General features: G+C 72.2%; 24 protein-coding genes. 15 read left to right on the forward strand and 9 right to left on the reverse strand.

The annotated features are described in order from the left end of the window. Positions 1–86: 86 nt before the first annotated feature. Positions 87–1,406: a ribonuclease D gene (locus AC3CF1_RS27370; RefSeq protein WP_099851451.1), complete on the reverse strand. Its 1,320-nt coding sequence runs from the start codon at positions 1,404–1,406 to the stop codon at positions 87–89. Between the two features lie 198 nt (positions 1,407–1,604). Between AC3CF1_RS27370 and AC3CF1_RS27375 the strand changes: the two genes are divergently transcribed. Then, the gene (locus tag AC3CF1_RS27375; protein ID WP_488451574.1) at positions 1,605–2,909 is read left to right on the forward strand and encodes a S1C family serine protease; all 1,305 of its coding nucleotides are present in this window, start codon (positions 1,605–1,607) and stop codon (positions 2,907–2,909) included. Positions 2,910–3,060: 151 nt separating this feature from the next. Further along, complete coding sequence (locus AC3CF1_RS27380) at positions 3,061–3,924, forward strand: hypothetical protein (protein ID WP_355160423.1); 864 nt, start codon at positions 3,061–3,063, stop codon at positions 3,922–3,924. A 23-nt stretch (positions 3,925–3,947) separates the two neighbouring features. Here AC3CF1_RS27380 and AC3CF1_RS27385 read toward each other — a convergent pair whose 3' ends face one another. Beyond that, positions 3,948–4,520 carry a DUF3000 domain-containing protein gene (locus tag AC3CF1_RS27385; RefSeq protein ID WP_088946832.1) on the reverse strand — a complete coding sequence of 191 codons (573 nt, stop codon included), beginning with the start codon at positions 4,518–4,520 and terminating at the stop codon, positions 3,948–3,950. A 150-nt stretch (positions 4,521–4,670) separates the two neighbouring features. On the opposite strand from AC3CF1_RS27385, the gene hemE reads away from it, so the two are divergent. The 3 genes from hemE to hemQ are packed head-to-tail and all read left to right on the forward strand — an operon-like array spanning position 4,671 to position 7,882. Further along, positions 4,671–5,768, forward strand: a complete 1,098-nt coding sequence (gene hemE, locus AC3CF1_RS27390; RefSeq protein WP_354983896.1) for a uroporphyrinogen decarboxylase — start codon at positions 4,671–4,673, stop codon at positions 5,766–5,768. Between the two features lie 6 nt (positions 5,769–5,774). Continuing rightward, positions 5,775–7,184, forward strand: coding sequence for a protoporphyrinogen oxidase (hemG, locus tag AC3CF1_RS27395; protein ID WP_327649781.1), 1,410 nt, complete (start codon positions 5,775–5,777; stop codon positions 7,182–7,184). Further along, positions 7,181–7,882, forward strand: a complete 702-nt coding sequence (hemQ, locus tag AC3CF1_RS27400; RefSeq protein WP_088946835.1) for a hydrogen peroxide-dependent heme synthase — start codon at positions 7,181–7,183, stop codon at positions 7,880–7,882. Before hemG ends, hemQ begins: the two co-directional genes overlap by 4 nt. Positions 7,883–7,995: 113 nt before the next feature. Here hemQ and AC3CF1_RS27405 read toward each other — a convergent pair whose 3' ends face one another. The 4 genes from AC3CF1_RS27405 to AC3CF1_RS27420 all read right to left on the reverse strand — a co-directional run bounded on the left by AC3CF1_RS27405 (position 7,996) and on the right by AC3CF1_RS27420 (position 11,085). After that, the gene (locus tag AC3CF1_RS27405; protein ID WP_488451575.1) at positions 7,996–9,111 is read right to left on the reverse strand and encodes a lytic polysaccharide monooxygenase auxiliary activity family 9 protein; all 1,116 of its coding nucleotides are present in this window, start codon (positions 9,109–9,111) and stop codon (positions 7,996–7,998) included. Between the two features lie 118 nt (positions 9,112–9,229). After that, entirely contained in the window at positions 9,230–9,685 is a 456-nt protein-coding gene (locus tag AC3CF1_RS27410; RefSeq protein ID WP_488451576.1) for a GNAT family N-acetyltransferase, read from the reverse strand. A gap of 19 nt (positions 9,686–9,704) precedes the next feature. Then, positions 9,705–10,646 (reverse strand): DMT family transporter, encoded by a 942-nt coding sequence (locus tag AC3CF1_RS27415; protein ID WP_488451577.1) that lies wholly within the window; start codon positions 10,644–10,646, stop codon positions 9,705–9,707. 178 nt (positions 10,647–10,824) lie between these two features. After that, positions 10,825–11,085, reverse strand: a complete 261-nt coding sequence (locus AC3CF1_RS27420) for a Prokaryotic metallothionein (RefSeq protein ID WP_099851461.1) — start codon at positions 11,083–11,085, stop codon at positions 10,825–10,827. A 154-nt stretch (positions 11,086–11,239) separates the two neighbouring features. Here AC3CF1_RS27420 and AC3CF1_RS27425 point away from each other — a divergent pair, with 154 nt between their 5' ends. The 3 genes from AC3CF1_RS27425 to AC3CF1_RS27435 all read left to right on the forward strand — a co-directional run bounded on the left by AC3CF1_RS27425 (position 11,240) and on the right by AC3CF1_RS27435 (position 13,088). Next, positions 11,240–11,515 (forward strand): isoamylase early set domain-containing protein, encoded by a 276-nt coding sequence (locus AC3CF1_RS27425; protein ID WP_088946839.1) that lies wholly within the window; start codon positions 11,240–11,242, stop codon positions 11,513–11,515. 108 nt (positions 11,516–11,623) lie between these two features. Next, the gene (locus tag AC3CF1_RS27430) at positions 11,624–12,370 is read left to right on the forward strand and encodes a lytic polysaccharide monooxygenase (RefSeq protein WP_354983893.1); all 747 of its coding nucleotides are present in this window, start codon (positions 11,624–11,626) and stop codon (positions 12,368–12,370) included. A 64-nt stretch (positions 12,371–12,434) separates the two neighbouring features. Then, complete coding sequence (locus AC3CF1_RS27435) at positions 12,435–13,088, forward strand: DUF305 domain-containing protein (RefSeq protein ID WP_488451578.1); 654 nt, start codon at positions 12,435–12,437, stop codon at positions 13,086–13,088. 43 nt (positions 13,089–13,131) lie between these two features. On the opposite strand, the gene msrB is transcribed toward AC3CF1_RS27435, so the two are convergent. Then, positions 13,132–13,536 (reverse strand): peptide-methionine (R)-S-oxide reductase MsrB, encoded by a 405-nt coding sequence (gene msrB / locus AC3CF1_RS27440; protein WP_088946842.1) that lies wholly within the window; start codon positions 13,534–13,536, stop codon positions 13,132–13,134. 47 nt (positions 13,537–13,583) lie between these two features. On the opposite strand from msrB, the gene ligD reads away from it, so the two are divergent. Beyond that, entirely contained in the window at positions 13,584–14,621 is a 1,038-nt protein-coding gene (gene ligD / locus AC3CF1_RS27445) for a non-homologous end-joining DNA ligase (protein ID WP_210794225.1), read from the forward strand. Positions 14,622–14,632: 11 nt separating this feature from the next. Here the strand turns inward: ligD and AC3CF1_RS27450 are convergent, their stop codons facing one another. Beyond that, positions 14,633–14,899 carry a hypothetical protein gene (locus AC3CF1_RS27450; protein WP_488452138.1) on the reverse strand — a complete coding sequence of 89 codons (267 nt, stop codon included), beginning with the start codon at positions 14,897–14,899 and terminating at the stop codon, positions 14,633–14,635. A 130-nt stretch (positions 14,900–15,029) separates the two neighbouring features. Here AC3CF1_RS27450 and AC3CF1_RS27455 point away from each other — a divergent pair, with 130 nt between their 5' ends. Further along, a complete protein-coding gene (locus tag AC3CF1_RS27455; RefSeq protein ID WP_328849559.1) occupies positions 15,030–15,218 on the forward strand; it encodes a hypothetical protein in 189 nt (62 codons plus the stop codon). Positions 15,219–15,294: 76 nt separating this feature from the next. After that, entirely contained in the window at positions 15,295–16,545 is a 1,251-nt protein-coding gene (locus AC3CF1_RS27460; RefSeq protein ID WP_488451579.1) for an HNH endonuclease signature motif containing protein, read from the forward strand. A 49-nt stretch (positions 16,546–16,594) separates the two neighbouring features. Here the strand turns inward: AC3CF1_RS27460 and AC3CF1_RS27465 are convergent, their stop codons facing one another. After that, positions 16,595–16,933, reverse strand: coding sequence for a winged helix-turn-helix transcriptional regulator (locus AC3CF1_RS27465; protein WP_307871521.1), 339 nt, complete (start codon positions 16,931–16,933; stop codon positions 16,595–16,597). Positions 16,934–17,003: 70 nt separating this feature from the next. On the opposite strand from AC3CF1_RS27465, the gene AC3CF1_RS27470 reads away from it, so the two are divergent. The 4 genes from AC3CF1_RS27470 to AC3CF1_RS27485 all read left to right on the forward strand — a co-directional run bounded on the left by AC3CF1_RS27470 (position 17,004) and on the right by AC3CF1_RS27485 (position 18,688). Continuing rightward, positions 17,004–17,759, forward strand: a complete 756-nt coding sequence (locus AC3CF1_RS27470) for a Rossmann-fold NAD(P)-binding domain-containing protein (protein ID WP_488451580.1) — start codon at positions 17,004–17,006, stop codon at positions 17,757–17,759. Between the two features lie 118 nt (positions 17,760–17,877). After that, positions 17,878–18,312 (forward strand): DUF2975 domain-containing protein, encoded by a 435-nt coding sequence (locus tag AC3CF1_RS27475; RefSeq protein WP_231927257.1) that lies wholly within the window; start codon positions 17,878–17,880, stop codon positions 18,310–18,312. Continuing rightward, positions 18,312–18,527 carry a helix-turn-helix domain-containing protein gene (locus AC3CF1_RS27480; RefSeq protein WP_088946848.1) on the forward strand — a complete coding sequence of 72 codons (216 nt, stop codon included), beginning with the start codon at positions 18,312–18,314 and terminating at the stop codon, positions 18,525–18,527. Before AC3CF1_RS27475 ends, AC3CF1_RS27480 begins: the two co-directional genes overlap by 1 nt. Continuing rightward, positions 18,524–18,688 carry a hypothetical protein gene (locus tag AC3CF1_RS27485; protein WP_172861973.1) on the forward strand — a complete coding sequence of 55 codons (165 nt, stop codon included), beginning with the start codon at positions 18,524–18,526 and terminating at the stop codon, positions 18,686–18,688. The genes AC3CF1_RS27480 and AC3CF1_RS27485 overlap by 4 nt, the downstream gene beginning before the upstream one ends. Positions 18,689–18,801 lie beyond the last annotated feature (113 nt).

Consider the following 18,801-nt stretch of genomic DNA (forward strand, 5'->3'; position numbering starts at 1 on the left):
ACCAACCCCGTCCCGACCCCCCGCTGTGGCCCACCCCACACCGCCCGGTGACCCACGCCCCCGAGCACCGTGCCGGGAGCGTGGGGTCAGGGGGTGGGGTCCAGGGCTTCGGTCAGGTCGGGTGTGAGGAGGCCGATCTGCCACTCGCGGGCGTTGAGACCGCGCAGGGTCTCCGCGACCGTCTCCTCGGTCAGCTCCTCCGGCGGGGTCCAGGCCAACCGGCGGACCGAATCCGGCGTGATCAGGTTTTCCGGCGGCAGGTTGTGCTCACCGGCGATGCGGATCACCACCTCCCGGCAGCGGGCCAGTCGACCAGCCGCCACCGGGTCCCGTTCGGCCCAGCGGTGTGGCGGGGGCGGGCCCTCCACGGTCGGGGAGACCGGCAGGGAGTCCTCCGGGAGCTGTCGGGCGTCGTCGAGCGCGGCGAGCCAGGTGCGAGCCAACCGCCGCACCGACCGGCCGCCGAAACCGGGCAGGGTCAGCAGGGTCTTCTCGTCCTTCGGGTCCAGCTCGGCCGCGGCGATGATCGCCGAGTCGGGCAACACCCGACCGGGCGCGGCGTCCCGCCGGGAGGCGATCTGGTCCCGGGCATACCACATGGAGCGGACCCGGGCCTGGGCCCGCGCTCCCCGCAGCCGGTGGATGCCGGACGTGCGCCGCCAGGGCTCGGCGCGGACCCGCGGTGGGCGCGCCCCGGTGCGGACCAGCGCGGCGAACTCCTCCGCGGCCCAGGCCGACTTGCCCTGCCGGGTCAGCTCGGCGTCGAGCGCGTCGCGCAGGTCGGTGAGCAGCTCCACGTCGAGAGCGGCGTACGTCAGCCACGACTCGGGCAACGGTCGGCTCGACCAGTCGGCCGCCGAGTGGTGCTTCTCCAGGGTGAATCCGAGTAGCTGCTCGGTCAGCGCGGCCAGCCCGACCCGCTCGAATCCGGCCAGCCGAGCAGCCAGTTCGGTGTCGAACAACCGGCGCGGGCGCAGCCCCACCTCGGCCAGGCAGGGCAGATCCTGACTGGCAGCGTGCAGCACCCACTCGGCCTCGCCGATCGCCGCGTCCAGCGTGCTGAGGTCCGGAAGCGGCAGCGGGTCGATCAGCGCCGTACCCGCACCGGCCCGGCGCAGTTGCACCAGGTACGCGCGTTGGCTGTAGCGGTAACCGGAGGCTCGCTCGGCGTCCAGGGCGACGGGGCCGGTGCCCGCCGCGAAACGGGCAACGACCTCGGCAAGCTCGGCCGGAGCGGCCACCGGATCAGGGGTGCCGTCACGCGGGGCGATCAGCGGAACGGGCCCACCGTCGGCCGGGTCGGCTCCCTCGCCTGCCAGCTGCGGCTGGGCCGACGGCGGGTGCTGGGGTGCGTTTCCCGGAAGGTCTTCGGTGGGCCGACGGCGCAGGGGTGGTTCGTCGGTCACCTGCCAACCCTAGTGCGCGCGATGATCCGGCGGGTGCAGCCGGTCCGGCGTGTGTCGGTCAGGTGTCCACAAGGTGTCCCTTCGGATGCCGGACATCGGGGGAGACAAAGCCCGATCGCACAGGTACGTTCCATCGAACCGCCGGCCGGGACGACGAGTCGACGGCGGCGGGAAGACCACGGGAAAGGCACGGCGATCATGACGGCTGGCTTCGGTTCGGGGGACGGGCGACCGGCGGGTGCCGAACCCGCCGACGCGAGCGGGTCGATGGCCGGCCGACCCGGTCCGCTGCCACCGCGCATCGAGCCCCAATCCGGTTCGACCTGGTCCACGCCCCCCTCGGGCGGCACGGACCAGGCCCGACCCATCCCCGCACCCCGCCCCGAGCGTCCCGTCCCGCCCAATACCGGGCAGTGGGGCCCGCCGCCGACCCCGTTCGGCGGCGCCGGACACCAGGGCGCGGGCGCTCCGACGGCCGCCCCCGGCCCCGCCGCCTATCCGACGGCCGCCCCCGGCCCCGCCGCCTATCCGACGGTCGCCCCCGGCCCCGGCGCCTATCCGCCGGTCGCCCCCGGCCCCGGCGCCTATCCGCCGGCCGCACCCGGGTTTCCGGGCGTGGCCGGTTATCCGCCGCCCGGTCCGGCCGGCACTGGGCCCTCCACGGCCGCCGGTTACCCCGGCGGCCCCGCGCACTGGCCAGCCTCCCCGCCGGCCGGCCGGCCTACCCGTCGTCGGTGGCCGGCCGTGCTCGCCACGGTGGCCGTCGTCGTGCTCGCGGCGGTGGCCGGGCTCCAGGCTTACCAGCTCGACCGGCTCGGCGACCGGCTCGCCGACACCGACCGCCGGCTGGCGCAGGCCCAGGACGGCGACCTCGCCCGCCTCGACAGCCTGGACAAGCGCGCGGAGACATTGGAGAAGCAGGCGGGTGCCGCGTTCAACCCGGAAGCGGTGGCCAGCGCGGTGCTGCCGAGCGTGTTCCGGGTCCGGGCCGGTGAGTTCACCGGCACCGCGTTCGCGGTGGGCAAGCCGGCGAGCGGCGGCGGGACGAACCTGTTCACCAACTTCCACGTGGTCGAAGCGGTCTGGGACCGCGGCGGCCGCGAAGTGTTCCTGGAGCGCACCAGCCAGCGCTTCCCGGCGACGATCGTCAAGGTCGACAAGACCAACGACGTGGCGCACCTGCGTGCCAGCGGCAAGTTCAGCGGCCTGGTCACCGCGCCCGCCGCGGCGAAGTCCGGCCAGCAGATCGTCGTCGTCGGCGCGCCGCTCGGCCTGGAGGACAGCGTGACAACCGGCGTGGTGAGCGCGTTGCGGCCGGCCCAGGGCGGGTCCGGGCCGGCGATCCAGTTCGACGCCCCGATCAACCCGGGCAACTCCGGCGGGCCGGTGATCAACGGCAGCAAGGAGGTTGTCGGCATCGCCACCGCCAAGGCGCGCAACGCCGAGGGCATCGGGCTGGCCGTACCGATCAAGGTCGCCTGCGACGGCTTCAAGATCTGCTGAACCGGTGGCCGGCGACGCCGCCGGCCGCACGCACCACCCACGGCCATTGCCGACCCATCGCCGACCCGGCTGATCAGCCGGTATCAGGCGATCTCTTCGCCGCACGTCACCGCGCCTGCCGAGGCGGGCGCGCCCATCTGGAGGAATGAAGATGTCCCAACCATCGCCCGAGTCGCAGGCTGCCCCGCCGGTCTCTCCGACGCCCCCCGACCCCGACCGGACCGTGGCGCACGCCGTAGGTCCCCAGGCCGGTCCGTCCCGCGCTGAACCGACCGTTCCGCAGCAGGCCGTTTGGCAGTCGACCAACGCCGACCCGACCGTCCCGCACCCGGTCGCCCAGCCCGCCCCGCAGCCGTACGCGCCGGGACAGGTCCCGCCGCAGTACCCCGCGAACCCTCCCGTGCCACCCCAGTACGGCATGCCGCAGGGCTCGCCGGGCTACCCGGCCAGCGCCCCGCCGTACACCGGCCAGCCGATGTCCGCGCCGCCGATGTCCGCGCCGCCGGTCTCCGGCCCCGGGTACGGGCCGCCGATGTCCGCGCCGCCCGTCTCCGGCCCGGGATACGGGCCGCCGTACGGCCCTCCCGGTGCGCCGGCGGCCGGGCGTGGGCGCGCGGTGCTGGTGCTGGCCCTGGTGGCCGCGCTGCTCTTCGTCGTCAGCGGCGTGATGACCGGGCTGTTCGTGACGAAGAACAACGAGCTGAACCGCACCGAGAAGCGTCTCACCGGTCAGGTCAGCCAACGCGACGGCACCATCGCCGCCAATGCCACCGAGATCACAAGGCTGAAGGCCGACCTGGGGACGATGCAGGCGAAGCTCGACAACACCGAGCAGGACCTGACCGGCACCCGCAACGACCGTGACGAGCAGGCCCGGCAGAAGACGGTCATCGCGAGCTGCCTGGACAAGCTGACGACCGCGCTGGGAGCGGCGTCGGCCGGCAACAAGGCCGCCTACGACGCGGCCATGAAGGGTCTCGACAAGGTCTGCGACGAGGCGGAGAACTACCTGTAGCCCCCCCGCCGCCCCTCGCCGGGTCAGGCTGCGCCGGCGGGGCGGCGGTCGGACAGGGCCGTCACGCCGGGTGGGGGGAGCCCGGCCGTGGAGGCGAGCAGCGCACACCAGCCGAGCAGGTGCGCGCTGAGGTCGTCGTCGACCGGCGTCCAGGAGGCGCGGATCTCGATGTCACCGACTGTCGGTGGGCCGGCGAGGTCACCGAACCGGGTCGACATGGTCTGCGTCACCGTCCCGCCGATCGCCCGGTGGCCGGCGTCCTGGGCGTCCAACGCGTCGGTCAGCCACGTCCAGCCAACCCCGGGCAGCAGCGGGTCGGCGGCCAGGTCGACCTCCAACTCGGCGGTCACGTAGGTGACCAAACGCAGGGTGCCCTGCCACGCCTCGTGCCCGACCGGGTCGTGCAGCAGGATCAGCCGGCCGGTGGCCACCTCGTCGCCGTCGCGCAGCACGGCCGCCGAGAGCGCGAACGCGTACGGGGCGAGCCGCTGGGGGGCGCCGACCTCCTCCAGAGTGATTTCCGGCCGGGGGGCCGCCGACCGCAGCCCGGCGACCGCGCGGGCGAACGTCTCCGGGAGCGCGATCGGGGGGGCCATGTCGGCAGCCTATGCCGCCCGCCCGTCCCCCGCTTCGACGGCGCGCCGACGCTCATCGAGGGGCCCCGGCTCCGACGTGGGAGTAAGGAACGGTGCCCTTCATCTCACCCCCACCCGGGTGGGGGTGGTGGGCGTGGCACGATTGCGGCGATGACCACGGACACCACGGGCACTGTCGCCCGAGACGGAGAATCCCGCCCCGGCGGGCCGGCCGACTCGCCCTTCATTCGGGCCTGCCGACGCCGGCCAGGCCCGCACACCCCGGTCTGGTTCATGCGCCAGGCCGGCCGCTCGCTGCCGGAATACCGGGAGATCCGGGCGACCGTGCCGATGCTGGAGTCCTGCCGCCGCCCGGAGCTGGTCACCGAGATCACCCTCCAACCGGTGCGCCGGCACGGGGTGGACGCGGCCATCCTGTTCAGCGACATCGTGGTGCCCGTGGCCGCGGCCGGCGTCGACCTGGACATCGTGCCGGGCACCGGTCCGGTCGTCGCCGAGCCGATCCGCACCGCCGCCGACGTGGAGCGGGTCCGCCCGATCACCCGCGACGACGTCTGGTACGTCGACGAGGCAGTCCGGCAGTTGGTGGTCGAGCTGGGTGACACCCCGCTGATCGGTTTCGCCGGCGCGCCGTTCACCCTGGCCAGCTACCTGGTCGAGGGCGGGCCGTCGCGGACCCACGCGAAGACCAAGGCCCTGATGTACGGCGACGAGGAGCTGTGGCACGCGCTCTGCGGCCGGCTGGCCGAGGTGACGCTGGCCTTCCTGCGGGTGCAGATCGACGCCGGCGTGTCCGCCGTGCAGCTCTTCGACTCGTGGGCCGGGGCGCTCTCCGAGGCCGACTACCGCCGTTTCGTGCTGCCGCACTCGACCGCCGTGCTGAGCGGGCTTGTTGACGCCGGGGTGCCGCGGATCCACTTCGGGGTGGGCACCGCCGAGTTGCTCGGCGCGATGGGTGAGGCCGGCGCGGACGTTGTCGGTGTCGACTGGCGCACCCCGCTGGACGTGGCCACCGGCCGGATCGGCCCGGACAAGGCGGTGCAGGGCAACCTCGACCCGTGTGTGCTGCTCGCGCCGTGGCCGGTGGTCGAGGCCGAGGTGCGCCGGATTCTGGAGCAGGGCCGGGCGGCTCCTGGGCACGTGTTCAACCTCGGTCACGGGGTGCTGCCGGAAACCGACCCGGAGGTGCTGACCCGGGTGGTCGCGCTGGTGCACGAACTGTCCAGCCGCCGGGCCGACCAGGGCTGACCGGCGATGCGGCAGCCCTGGCGGGTGGCGGTGGTCGGCGGCGGGATCGCCGGGCTGGCCGCCGCGGTCCGCCTGCGCGACCGCGCACCGGCCGGCACCGAGATCACGGTGTACGAGCAGTCCGGCGCGCTCGGCGGCAAGCTGCGCACCGGTGAGCTGGCCGGCCAGCCGGTGGAGTTCGGCGCCGAGTCGTTCCTGATGCGCGACCCGGCGGGCGCCGAGAGCGCGGCGGTGGCGTTGGCCCGCCGGCTCGGTCTCGCCGAGAAGATCGTGCACCCCACGGTGGGGCAGGCCGCGCTGGTCGTCGACGGTGGGCTGCGCCCGATCCCGGGCGGCACGCTGGTGGGCGTACCCGGGGATCTGGACCGGGTGACGTCGGTCGCCCGCCCGCTCGCGGGCGCCGACACCGACGGTGGTCGGCCGCTGGTCGGGCCGGACGCGGACGTCTCGGTGGGTGCGCTGGTCCGGTCCCGCTTCGGTGACGAGGTGGTCGAGCGGCTGGTCGACCCGATGCTGGGCGGCGTGTACGCGGGCCGCGCCGACGACCTCTCCCTGGTCACGACGATGCCGGCGCTGGCCCGCACGGCCCGGGTGGAGCACACCCTGACCGGTGCGGTCCGGGCCGCGCAGGCCGCCGCGCCGCGCGCGCCCGGCGCCCCGGTTTTCGGCACCCTGGTCGGTGGGCTCAGCACCCTGATCGAGGCCGCCGTGACGGCCAGCGGCGCGACGGTACGACGGGACGCCGCCGTCCGTGAGTTGACCCCGACCGACACGGGTTGGCGGCTCACTGTCGGCCCGACGCGTGGGCCTGAGCTGGTCGACGTGGACGCCGTGGTGCTGGCGGTGCCGGCGCGACCGGCGGCCCGGCTGCTCGCGGGCCCGGCCCCGGCAGCCGCAGCGGGCATCGGCGAGCTGGACTACGCGAGCGTCGCGTTGGTCACCCTCGCGGTGCCGCAGCCGCAGCTGCCCGAGCTGTCCGGCTTCCTGGTGCCGAGCACCGAAGGGCTGCTGATCAAGGCCGCCACCTTCTTCACCACCAAGTGGGGGCACCTGCGCCGGCCGGACGGCGTGGCGTTGGTGCGCGCCTCGGTGGGCCGGTACGGCGAGGAGGCGCATCTCCAGCGCCCCGACGCGGACCTGGCGGCCACCGTGCATCGAGAGCTCTCGGCGGTGCTCGGCACCCCGCTGCCGGCCCCGGTCGACGGGCACGTGCAGCGGTGGGGCGGGGCGCTGCCCCAGTACGCCCCCGGGCACGCCGACCGGGTCGCCGCCGCGCGCACGGCGTTGCGGGCGGCGCACCCCACACTGGTCCTCGCCGGCGCCGGATACGACGGCGTCGGCATCCCGGTCTGCGTCCGCTCCGGCGAGACGGCGGCCGAGGAGATCGTCACAGCACTGGGAGGATCGGCGAGATGACCGAGCAGACCAACGCGGCCCGCCTGCGGGAGCTCAACGACAGCATCCGCTACACCATGTGGTCGGTGTTCCGGGCCAGCGCGCCGCTGCCCTCACTGCGGGACAACGTCACCAGCGAGGTCGTGGCGCTCTTCGACGAGCTGGCCGGCAAGGACGTGGTGGTCCGGGGCGTGTACGACGTCGCTGGTCTGCGTGCCGACGCGGACGTGATGATCTGGTGGCACTCCGCGTCCCCCGACGCGCTCCAGGACGCGTACCTGCGGTTCCGCCGCACCACGCTGGGGCGGGCGTTGACCCCGGTCTGGTCGCAGATGGCGCTGCACCGGCCGGCGGAGTTCAACAAGAGCCACATCCCGGCGTTCCTGGCCGGCGAGGAGGCCCGCCCCTACATCTGCGTGTACCCGTTCGTCCGCTCCTACGAGTGGTACCTGCTGCCCGACGCCGAGCGGCGCGAGATGCTCGCCGAGCACGGGAAGATGGCCCGCGGCTATCCGGACGTCCGGGCCAACACGGTGGCCTCGTTCGCGCTCGGGGACTACGAGTGGATGCTCGCCTTCGAGGCCGACGAACTGCACCGGATCGTGGACCTGATGCGGGACCTGCGCGCGTCCGGCGCCCGCCGGCACGTCCGGGAAGAGGTCCCCTTCTACACCGGCCGCCGGCGCTCGGTCGCCGAGATCGTCAACTGCCTGGTCTGAGCAGGGACGCTGCCTCGTCTGAGCCCGGACGCTGCCTGGTCTGAGCCCGGACGCACGCTTCGGGCCCGCCGGCCGGTGCCGCACCCCCGCCCGGGTGCGGCACCGGACGGGGGTCAACTGGTCGTCGTGCAGGAGACCAGCGGAACCGGGTTGCTGCCGTTCCACGAGCCGAGGAAACCGAACGTGGTGCTCGCTCCGGCGGCGAGGGTGCCGTTGTGGTTGGCGTTACGTGCGGTGACCAGCGTGCCGTTGGCGCTGACCGTCGCGTTCCACGACGAGGTGACCTGCTGGCCGTTGCCGTAGTTCCAGCTCACCGACCAGCCCTTTGTGGGTGAACCGCCCGCGGTCACCTTCACGTCGGCCTGGAAGCCACCGGACCACTGACCGGTCACCTGGTACGTCGCCGTGCAGGCACCGGCCGGCGGCGGGGTGGTCGGCGGCGGGGTGGTCGGCGGCGGGGTGGTCGGCGGTGGCGTGGTGGGCGGCGGGGTCGTCGGCGGGGGAGTGGTCGGTGGCGGGGTGGTCGACCCACCGCCGAAGTCGACGTCGCTGCACAGGTAGTACGACTGGTCCAGGTGGCTGGCCTGCCAGACGGTGTAGACGATGTGGCGCCCGGTGCGTCCCGACGCGTTGACCGGGATCTGGATGGAGACGCCACCGGTGTCCGGGTTCCACTGCGAGGCCGGGGTGTTGCCGATCTGGCCGGCCAGCTCCAGGTCGTCCCAGCCGAGCGGCTCGGTGAGCGCGTTGAAGCCCTGCTTGGTCACGTACACGCGGATGTAGTCGGCGCCGTGACTGGCCTGGTCGAAGAAGCGGAGCCGGAAGTTGTTCGACACCGAGGTGGTCTTCCAGGCGCCGATGGTGTCCAGCGAGTTGTAGCGAGGGCTCTGGGTGCGCCCGCCGCTGCACAGCTGGCCGTTGGGAACGGCGCCCTGGTGGTTGCCGCCCACGCCCTCACGGAACAGGCCGTTCCAGTTCCACATGGCGGCCGGATCGGCCTGCCAGGCCTGCCAGCACATCGGGTCCTCGGTGGCCATGCGAGGGTTCTGGAAGTCGTCACCCCAGCGCTGCCAGCAGCTGTAGTTGCGCGAGGCCGGGTCGACGACCGAGCCGTGCGCGGAGGCGGGCCTGGCCTGGATGGTGGTCAGCGCGGTGGTCAACAGGAGCGCGGCGGCCGTCGCGATGGCGAACAACCAGAACACGCGTCGTGATCGGATGAGAGTGGACATGGAGCCCCCGGGGGGATGAGGTCGGACGACGACACCCGGACCGACGGGAGTTGCCCACTCCCGCGCCTACTCGCTGGCTCCTGCGATGGCTCTACCCGGCACCATGCCAGCTCGATCGTCAGACGTCAATGGCATCGCGTCGCATCGGCGTGTGCGGGATGCCGTCCTCGACGTACTCCGGGCCGCTGACCGCGAAGCCGTGCCGGGTGTAGAAGGCGACCAGGTGCGACTGGGCGTCCAGCACGCAGGACCGGTTGCCCACCACCTCCAGCGCCGCGGTCATCAGTCGGCCGGCCTGCCCGCCGCCGCGCGCCGCCGGTGCCACCACCACCCGACCGATTCGGGCGGTGCCGTCCGGGTCGGCCAGGATCCGCAGGTACGCCAGCGGCGCGCCGCCGTCGGTCAGCCAGAGGTGCCGCGTGCCCGGCTCGACGTCGCGCCCGTCGAGTTCCGGGTACGGGCAGTTCTGCTCCACCACGAACACGTCGATGCGCAGCTTGAGCAGGTCATGGAAGGTGCGGGTGTTCAGGTCGGCGAAGGAGGCCGTCCGGATCTCGGTGGTCTGCGAGGGCATCCGACGATGGTAGGCCGCCTCACCTGGTGTCCGGTCGAGGTGCCAGGTAGGTGGCGGCCACGGCGGTGAGCAGCAGGACGCCGCCGGCGACGACCGGCAGCGGAAGCGGCTCGTGCAGCAGCACCACCGCCAGCGCCGCGGCGGTGAGCGGTTCGAGCAGGGTCAGCACGGCGGCGACGCTGCCCGGGGTGGTGCGCAGCCCGGCGTAGAACAGCGCGTACGCCACCGCGGTGGTGATCACGCCGAGGTGCAGCAGCAGTGCCACCGTGTCGGGGCGTACCGGCACGCTCACCCCGGCGACCACGGCGAACGGCGCCAGGGTCAGCGCTCCGACAACTGTGGAGATGGTGGTCAGCGTCATCGGTGCGACGCGCTGCGACACCTGTCGGCTGATCAGGGTCGTCACCGCGTACCCGAGGCCGGAGCCGGCAGCCGCGAGCAGGCCGAGCAGCGGCGCGGGCGCCGCGGCGGTCGGGTCCGCCGTCGCCCCGGTGATCAGGGCGAGACCGACCACGGCCGCGACCAGCGTGGCGAGACGCAGCGGGCCGGGGATCCGTCGGGCGCGCGCCGACTCCCAGGCCGCGGCGAGCACCGGGGCCAGGCCCAGGCTGACGACGGTGGCCACGCTGACGCCGGCCCAGGCCACGGCCGCGAAGTAGAGCGCCTGGTAGAGGCCGAGGCCGACGCCGGTGAGCAGCAGGGGTACGGGTGCCGCGCGCAGGGCGGCCAGGGTCGCGCCGAGCCGACCGGCGGTGCACGCCAGCAGGACGAGCGCGGCGATCGCGAGGCGGTGGAAGCCGATGCTCACCGGGCTGAGCCCGGTGCTGTCGTGCAGGAGTTGCACCGCCACACCGGTGGTGCCCCACAGCACGCCGGTGACGGTGATCTGGATCAGGCCGGTGCGGGCCTGGTCGACGGCCGGCGCCGAGGCGGCCGGTTGCACGGTACGGGAAACGGACACGGATGCGCTCCGAAGGATGAGCCGTTGACGGGGACGACGTCGACGGAGCGCGTGCAGCGGCGAGCCGGGTCGGGTCAGGTCACCCGATCGGCGAGAGGCGCGGCGCTCCGATCAGGAGCGCGGCGGGGGCAGGACGCCCAGCAGTGGCCGCATGGGGACGACCGTACCGCAGGCGCGGTCAGGCCGGGCGTGCGCCGACGGCGTCGCGGATCTCCGCGCCCACGTCGCCCTCGACGGCACGGGCGCAGTGCCCGCAGCAGAAGAAGCGGCCGTTGACCTCGACGCCGTGCCCGACGATCTTGATCTGGCAGTGCTCGCAGATCGGTGCCAACCGGTGGATCGCGCACTCGAACGAGTCGAAGGTGTGCACGTCACCGCTGACGGTGCGCACCTCGAACGCCATCCAGTAGTCGTTGCCGCAGACCTCACACGTTGCCACTGAAACCTCCCATATCACGACATGTATCTACAGACTGCTCTCGGCTCGGCGGCTCGCGAGGCGAAATGTCGAGGTGCAGGGGTCGTGGCGGCGTGTCGGCGTCGGCGTGTTGTCCGTTGTGTGGGGTGAACCGCCGCAACCCCGGAGGATCACAGTGATCAAGCGCAACAAGCTCTTTGGCAACCAGACCCGGGTCACCTTCTGCCTCCCCCGGGACGCCCCGCCCGGCCCGGTGAGCGTGGTCGGCTCCTTCAACGGATGGGAGCCGGGCCGGCACGAGATGGTGACCCGCCGCGACGGCACCCGGACGGTGACCGTGAAGCTTCCCCCTGGTGAATACCGGTTCCGCTACCTCGCCACCGGCGGCGTCTGGCTGGACGACGAGTCAGCCGACCAGGTCGACGACCGGGGGAGCCTGCTCCGGATCTGAGGGAAAACTCGCCACCATCGATGGATTTATCGATGGGAGCCTTTACTGTTAACAAAGTTTAAATTACCTTGAGGGGCACCCACCGTACCTGGAGAAGGAGCTGCCCCGATGCGTCGAAGAATGACCATTCCGCTGGTGGCGGCGGGTGCTGTCGCCGCCACCCTCACCGTCGCCGCCCCCGCGCAGGCGCACGGCTACGTCTCCGCCCCACCCAGCCGGCAGGCGCTCTGCGCGCAGGGCCGGGTGCCCGACTGCGGGCAGATCAAGTACGAGCCGCAGAGCGTCGAGGGCCCCAAGGGCCTGCGCAGCTGCAACGCCGGAATCGCCCAGTTCGCCGTCCTCAACGACGACAGCCGGGGCTGGCCGGCCACCTCGGTCGGCAGCTCGCTGACCTTCACCTGGGTGAACACCGCCCGGCACGCCACCAGCAACTGGGAGTACTGGATCGGCAACACCCGCGTCGGCGTGGTCAACGGCAACAACCAGCAGCCGGGCGCCACCGTCTCGCACAACGTCAACCTCGGCGGCTTCTCCGGCCGGCAGAAGATCCTCGCGGTGTGGAACATCTCCGACACGGCGAACGCCTTCTACTCCTGCATCGACGTGCAGATCGGCGGCGGCGGGTCGAACCCGACCCCCACGCCCACCCCCACCACTTCACCCACCCCACGGCCCACGCCGACCGCCACGCCGACCACTCCGCCCGCGCCGGGCGGCAGTTGGACGACGGGTCGGGCGTACCAGGTCGGCGACCAGGTCACCTACGGCGGAGCCACCTACCGCTGCCGGCAGGCGCACACCGCGATTCCCGGCTGGGAGCCGCCGAACGTACCGGCGCTCTGGCTCCAGGTCTGACCGCACGGGTGCGGCCCATGGCCGCACCCGTGTTCGCCGCCCTCGCGTGAACGGAGCACCCGGCATGCCTCGCCGTACCCGTCTGGCGTCCCTGATCGCCGCTCTGCTGCTCACCGGCGGCTGCGCCGGGTCGCCCACGTCGAACCCGTCAGCCCGGCCGCAACCGGCGCCCGCGTCCCCGGCCGGGTCGGCGGCGGCCGGGTCCGCGGATGCCGGTTCCCCGGGCGCCGGAGCCTCAGGCGCCGGTGCCGCCCCGGCCGGGGACACGATCGACGCCGCCACGATGAGCGGGATCGACGTGGTGTTCCTCAGCACGATGGTCGGGCACAGCGAACGCACCCTGCAGATCGTCCGGTTGGCTTCCGACCGGCTGCGCGACGACGCGCTGCGCACCCTGGCCGCCGCCATCGAGGCGACCGAAGCCGACGAGCTGGCCGCGATGCGTGGCTGGTTGCCCACTACCGGGCCCGGCGCCAGCGCGGCCGCCCACCACCACGAAGGGCACGGCGACGACGCCGCGCTCGACCGGCTGCGGACCGCGCCGGGCGCGGACGTCGACCGGGTGCTGCGCGAGGTGCTCGCCGACCACCAGCGGTCGGCCGCCGACCTGGCCCGGGCCCAGATCGACGTCGGCCGCAACGAGCGGGTCCGCGACCTGGCCCGGCGCATCGAGCAGTCCCGGACCGCCGAGGTCGAGCTGTTGAGGGGTACGCCCTGAGCGTGGTCACGCCCTGGGCGTGGTTATGCCCGGGGTGCCCTGGTCAGCGGGGTTCCAGCTTGATGGAGACCGAGTTGACGCAGTGCCGGGTGTCCTTCGGGGTGAAGCCCTCGCCGTGGAAGACGTGCCCGAGGTGACTGTCGCAGCGGGCGCAGCGGATCTCCGTACGCGCCATGCCGAGGGTGCGGTCCTCGATTTCCTTCACCCGGCCCGGGATGGCGTCGTCGAAGCTCGGCCAGCCGCAGTGCGAGTCGAACTTCGTGTCACTGGAGAACAGCTCCAACCCGCAGGCGCGGCAGTGGTAGACGCCCTGGGTCTTCGTGTCCACGTACTCGCCGGTCCACGGTCGCTCGGTGCCGGCCTCCCGTAGGACGTGGAACTCCTCGGGGGTCAGTCGGACCCGCCACTCGTCGTCGGTGCGGGGCAGCTCATTGTCGTCAAGACTCACCCGTCAACGGTACGTCGAAGGTCGGGGTCGTGGCATAAGGTCGCGGGATGGCTGGCACCAAGGCGGCGGTCACCGAGGTCGAGGTGGCCGGGCACAGCGTACGGCTGAGCAGTCCGGACCGGGTGATCTTCCCCCAGCGGGGGTTCACCAAGGCGGACGTCTTCCACTACTACCTCGCCGTCGGCGACGGGATCATGCGCGCCCTGCGGGACCGGCCCACAACGCTGCAACGCTTCCCCGAGGGCGTCGAGGGTGAGGCGTTCTTCCAGAAGCGGGTGCCCACCCGAGGGGTGCCGCCCTGGGTGACGACCGCGCAGATCACCTTCCCCAGCGGTCGGAGCGCGGCGGAGCTGTGCCCGGTCGACCTCGCACACGTGGCCTGGGCTGCGCAGATGGGCACCATCGTGTTCCACCCCTGGCCCGTCCGCGCCGCCGACGCCGACCGGCCCGACGAGCTGCGCATCGACCTGGACCCACAGCCCGGCACCGACTTCGCCGACGCGGCCCGGGCCGCCGGGGAGGTTCGTGCGCTCCTCGACGAGCTGGGCGTGGCCGGTTGGCCGAAGACCTCCGGCGGTCGAGGTGTGCACGTCTACCTGCGAATCCAGCCCCGTTGGACGTTCACCGAGGTGCGCCGGGCCACCATCGCGCTCGCCCGGGAGGTGGAACGCCGCCACCCCGACCTGGTCACCACCGCGTGGTGGAAGGAGGAACGCGGCAGCCGCGTCTTCGTCGACTTCAACCAGATGGCGCGCGACCGCACGATCGCCTGCGCGTACTCGCTGCGGGCCAACGCCCGGGCCACCGTCTCGACCCCGGTCACCTGGGACGAGCTGCCCGACGTCGACCCGGACGACTTCGACCTGCGCACCGTCCCGGCCCGGCTCGCCGAACGCGGCGACCCGCACGCCGGCATCGACGACGCACCATGGGACATCACCCCGCTGCTGGAGTGGGCGGATCGGGACGCCGCCGCCGGTCAGGGCGACCTGCCGTACCCGCCGGACCACCCGAAGATGCCCGGCGAACCCAAGCGCGTGCAGCCCAGCCGCGCCAAGCGCACCCCCGACGACGACAACGCCTGACCGACCTCGCCTCAGGTGGGTGACGGGGCAGTCCACGCCAGGAACCTGTCGAACAGCTCTCGGGGGTCCGGTGCCGGTTCGGGGTTGAGTTTGAGCAGGTCGGCCGTCGCGTCGAACAGTTGGCTGGCCATGTAGATCGACAACGCCACCCGGTCGGTCCCGTACTCCACCCGCAGCAACATCCGTGCGGATGGGCACGGCCAGGTGGCGGCGCACACCCGGCACAGCCACGAGGGCCGACGCGGCAGATGCTGGTGCACGGGGTGCAGGTTGCTCAGCGGTGGACGGTCGTGGCTGGGGGAGGGCTTCGGCGCGGTCACCGGCCAATCGTGGCGTCATCTATTGCTTGTGTCAACGGTCTCCGTAGTTGTCGCCGTCTGACGACGCCGCCGCTGTCATCGTCAATGAGTGGACCTGGTGGGCGTGTCGGAGATTCGGGAGATGCTGGGCAATGTGTCCCGGCAGCGTGCGTCCGTGATCGCCAATCAACGGAACTTTCCTGAGCCGGTCGCCGTGCTGGCGATGGGGAAGGTCTGGCGGAAGTCGGACGTCGCGGCCTGGATTCGGGAGCACCGCCCGGAGTTGGCCGACAGCTGAGAGAAATCTCTGGGCGGTCGGCCCGAGCTTCATCGTGCGGCCGAGATTTGTCGTACACCTGTTCTAGAATTCGGGTGTGATCGATGAGTTGGTGCGGGCGGAGAGTGCGGTGGCGACCTGCGCCGACGCGGCCGCCTGGCCTCTCACCGAGCACGAGCTGATCGCGGCGCTCGACGCCGCGCACCGCTTGGAGCAGCGTCTCGCCGCCGTGAAGCTGGCGTTGGTGCGGGAGGTGGACGGTCGGGGCACTGCGGTCGAGCAGGGTGCGTCCAGCACGGCGGTCTGGTTGCGTGAGCGACTGCGGTTGACCGTTCCCGCGGCCCGTCGGTTGGTCGATCTCGCGGCGTGCGTCGACGCGGCCCCGACGGCCGTGCGGGGCGCGCTGGCGGCCGGCGCGGTCAGCGTGGAGCAGGTGCGGGTCATCGCCGACACCGTGAGCATTGTGCAGTCGGCCGCTGGGTCGGAGGTGGCCGACAAGGCCGTCGGTGTGCTGGTCGACTGGGCCGGGCAGTTCGATCCCATGCTGCTGCGCAAGCTCGGCACCCGCATCCTCGACCACGTCGCCCCCGACATCGCCGACGCCGCCGCGGCGGCGGCTCTGGAAGCCGAGGCGGCCCGGGCGACGCGCGACCGGCACCTCACCATCTCCGAGCAGACCGACGGTCGGCTGCGCCTCACCGGCACCCTCGACGCGGAAACCGCCGCGCTGCTGCGCGCCGCCATCGACCCCCTCAGCGCACCCGCCGGCCCCGACGACAACCGCTGCGCCGGCCAGCGCCGCCACGACGCCCTCGCCGACGTGTGCCGCCTCGCCCTGCGCACCGGTGAGCTACCCGACAGCGGCGGCGACCCCGCCCAGATCGTCGTCACCACCAGCTACGACACGCTGACCCGGCAACTGGGCGACGGGGCGCTCGACATCGGCCTGCACCTCACACCGGAAACGGTGCGCCGACTCGCCTGCGACGCCGCGATCCTGCCCGCCGTGCTCGGCGGCACCGGTCAGGTCCTCGACGTGGGCCGGCAACGCCGCCTCATCACCGGCCCACTACGCCGGGCCCTCGTGCTGCGCGACGGCGGCTGCGCCTTCCCCGGCTGCGACCGACCACCCCGCTGGTGCGACGCCCACCACATCCACCACTGGGCCGACGGCGGCCCCACCAACCTCAACAACGCCGTCCTACTCTGCGGCCACCACCATCGACACCTCCACCACAACGACTGGACAGTCCGACTCGGCGACGACGGCCATCCGGAGTTCGTGCCGCCGGCCTGGCTCGACCCCGACCAGCTCCCGCGCCGCAACCACTACCACCGACGGACGTAGGCAACCGGCACCGGTCACCGGTGATCTGCGAGTGCGAGGTTCTCGTGGCTCATCCATGCATCCGAGCGCGTGCCTGCTCGATGTCGGAGGCGTGCGCGACTGCCCATTCGCCGACGGCGATGACCAGTGGCAGAAGTGAGCGGCCCAGGTCGGTGAGCGCATATTCGACACGCTCCGGTGTCTGTTGACGGCTGATCAGCCCGTCACTCTCCAGGGTGCGCAGTGTGCGGGTGAGGATGCGTCGGCTCAGACCGTGGATGGTGCGGTCGAGTTCGTTGAAGCCGTGGGGGCGTTCGCGGAGCACCGCGAGAACGAGAACGCTCCACTTCTCGCCTACGCGGCGCAGCACGTCGGTTGCCGGACACGCCGCGCGGTCGGCCGGGGTCACGGGTAGCTGCAGTGCCGGTGACATCGATGTGCCTTCTTTCGAGTGGGCCGACAGAAGCCAACGATGAAGTATGCGCACAGTGGTGATTGCGGGCGGGACACGTGGCATCGGCGGTGCCCTTGCCGACAAACTGCGGCGAGCCGGAGATCGGGTGGTCGCGATCGGCAGTGCCGACGCCGACCTCACCTCGGTCCGGCAGACCTCCGCACTGGCAGACCGGTTACCGGACAAGATCGACGTGTTGGTACTGGCGGCAGGGCGTTTCGACCAGCGGCGGATCGTCACCGGTGAGGGCTTCGAGCAGACCTTCGCGATCTACGTCCTCGGTCGCTATCTGCTCGCCGAACGGCTCCGCCCGGCATTGGAACGTGCTCAGACACCGGTCATCCTCAACCTCAGCGGCACCGGCGGAATCCGGGCCGGCCGAATCCACTGGGACGATCTGCAGCTGGTCAGCGGATACACCATGTTCAAGGCGACGATGCAGGGCGCGCGCGCCAACGACCTCCTCGGCGCCGGCTTCGCCGCGCACAACCCGAACAGCCCGATCCGATACGTGCTGTACAACCCGCTGTTCGTCGACAGCGGTATGCACCGCCAGTTCCGCCAACCGATGCGCGCCCTCGTAGGGGCGTCCGCCGCGCTCTTCGGATCCTCCACCGCTGACGCTGCCACCCTCCTGGCGGCCCTGCTGGCCGAGCCGCCGGCCGCTCGGCTGACGGCGCTGCGGCGCGGCGCGCCAGTCCCTCTCACGCGACCGGAGTTCGACCAGTCGGCGGCTGCCCGGCTCTACACGGTCCTTGCCGAGCTGACCGCTGCCGCGTGAGTCGCCCTCCAACGCCCGACAGCGCCCCGGCTCGCCGATTGACTTTCGATAGGTAACGAGCGAAACTCGATGCATGGTTACGGAGCATCGAGCGGTAGCCGCTCTCAGAGTCTTTCTCGTGGTGCTGTTCGGGGTGCTGGTCGTGTTCCAGACCCTCTCGCTGCCGGGGCAGTTCGCGTACATGGCCCAGGAGTCGCCGGAGGACGCCTACCTGCGATGGCCGGCGACCATCGTGACGGTGTTCTGGGTGCTGTGCGTGCAGGTGGTCATCGTCGCGACGTGGCAGTTGCTCAGCCTCGTCAAGAACGACCGCATCTTCACCGAAGCGTCCCTGAAATGGGTGGACGCGATCGTGTGGGCCATCGGCGCCGGGTGGGCTGTGCTCGTGGGCGTCTTCCTCTACGTCGGCTTCAACGCGGATGACCCGGGCGTGCCGCTGCTGCTGTTCCTGCTGACGGTGGGCGTCACCGTGCTGGGGCTCCTGATGGTGGTGATGCGTGCGCTGCTGCGGCAGGCGACCACGCTGCGGACCGACATGGAAGCGGTGATCTGATGCCCATCGTCGTCCGCATCGACGTCGAGTTGGCCAAGCGCAAGATGAGCGTCGGCGAGTTCGCCGAACGCGTCGGGCTCACTCCGGCCAACGTGGCGGTGTTGAAGAACGGCCGAGCCAAGGCCGTCCGCTTCAGCACCCTGGAAGCGATGTGCCGGGTGCTCGACTGCCAGCCCGGAGACCTGCTCGAGTGGGTTGAGGAGGAAACCTCATGAGGTACGTCCTGACCGTCGTCGCCGTCCTCGGCGTCGCGCTCGGTGTCGCCGGCATCGTGCACGGGGAGGCCGACGACTCGCCGGGGCTCCAACTCCTCGGCGTCGTGCTCGTGATCGGCGCGGTGGCGTTCGGCATCCGCAACGTTAGGGGCGGTAGCTGACCGTCCGAGGCGCACGGGCCGGCGTGAGCTGACCCTCTCGTAATAACGATCATGTAACGGGCGCGAACCTTTCCCGGGGGGTGGCCTGTCTTGATGGTCGTCGGCCCACCGGG

This window comes from Micromonospora sp. MGP-C2, from assembly GCF_057766525.1.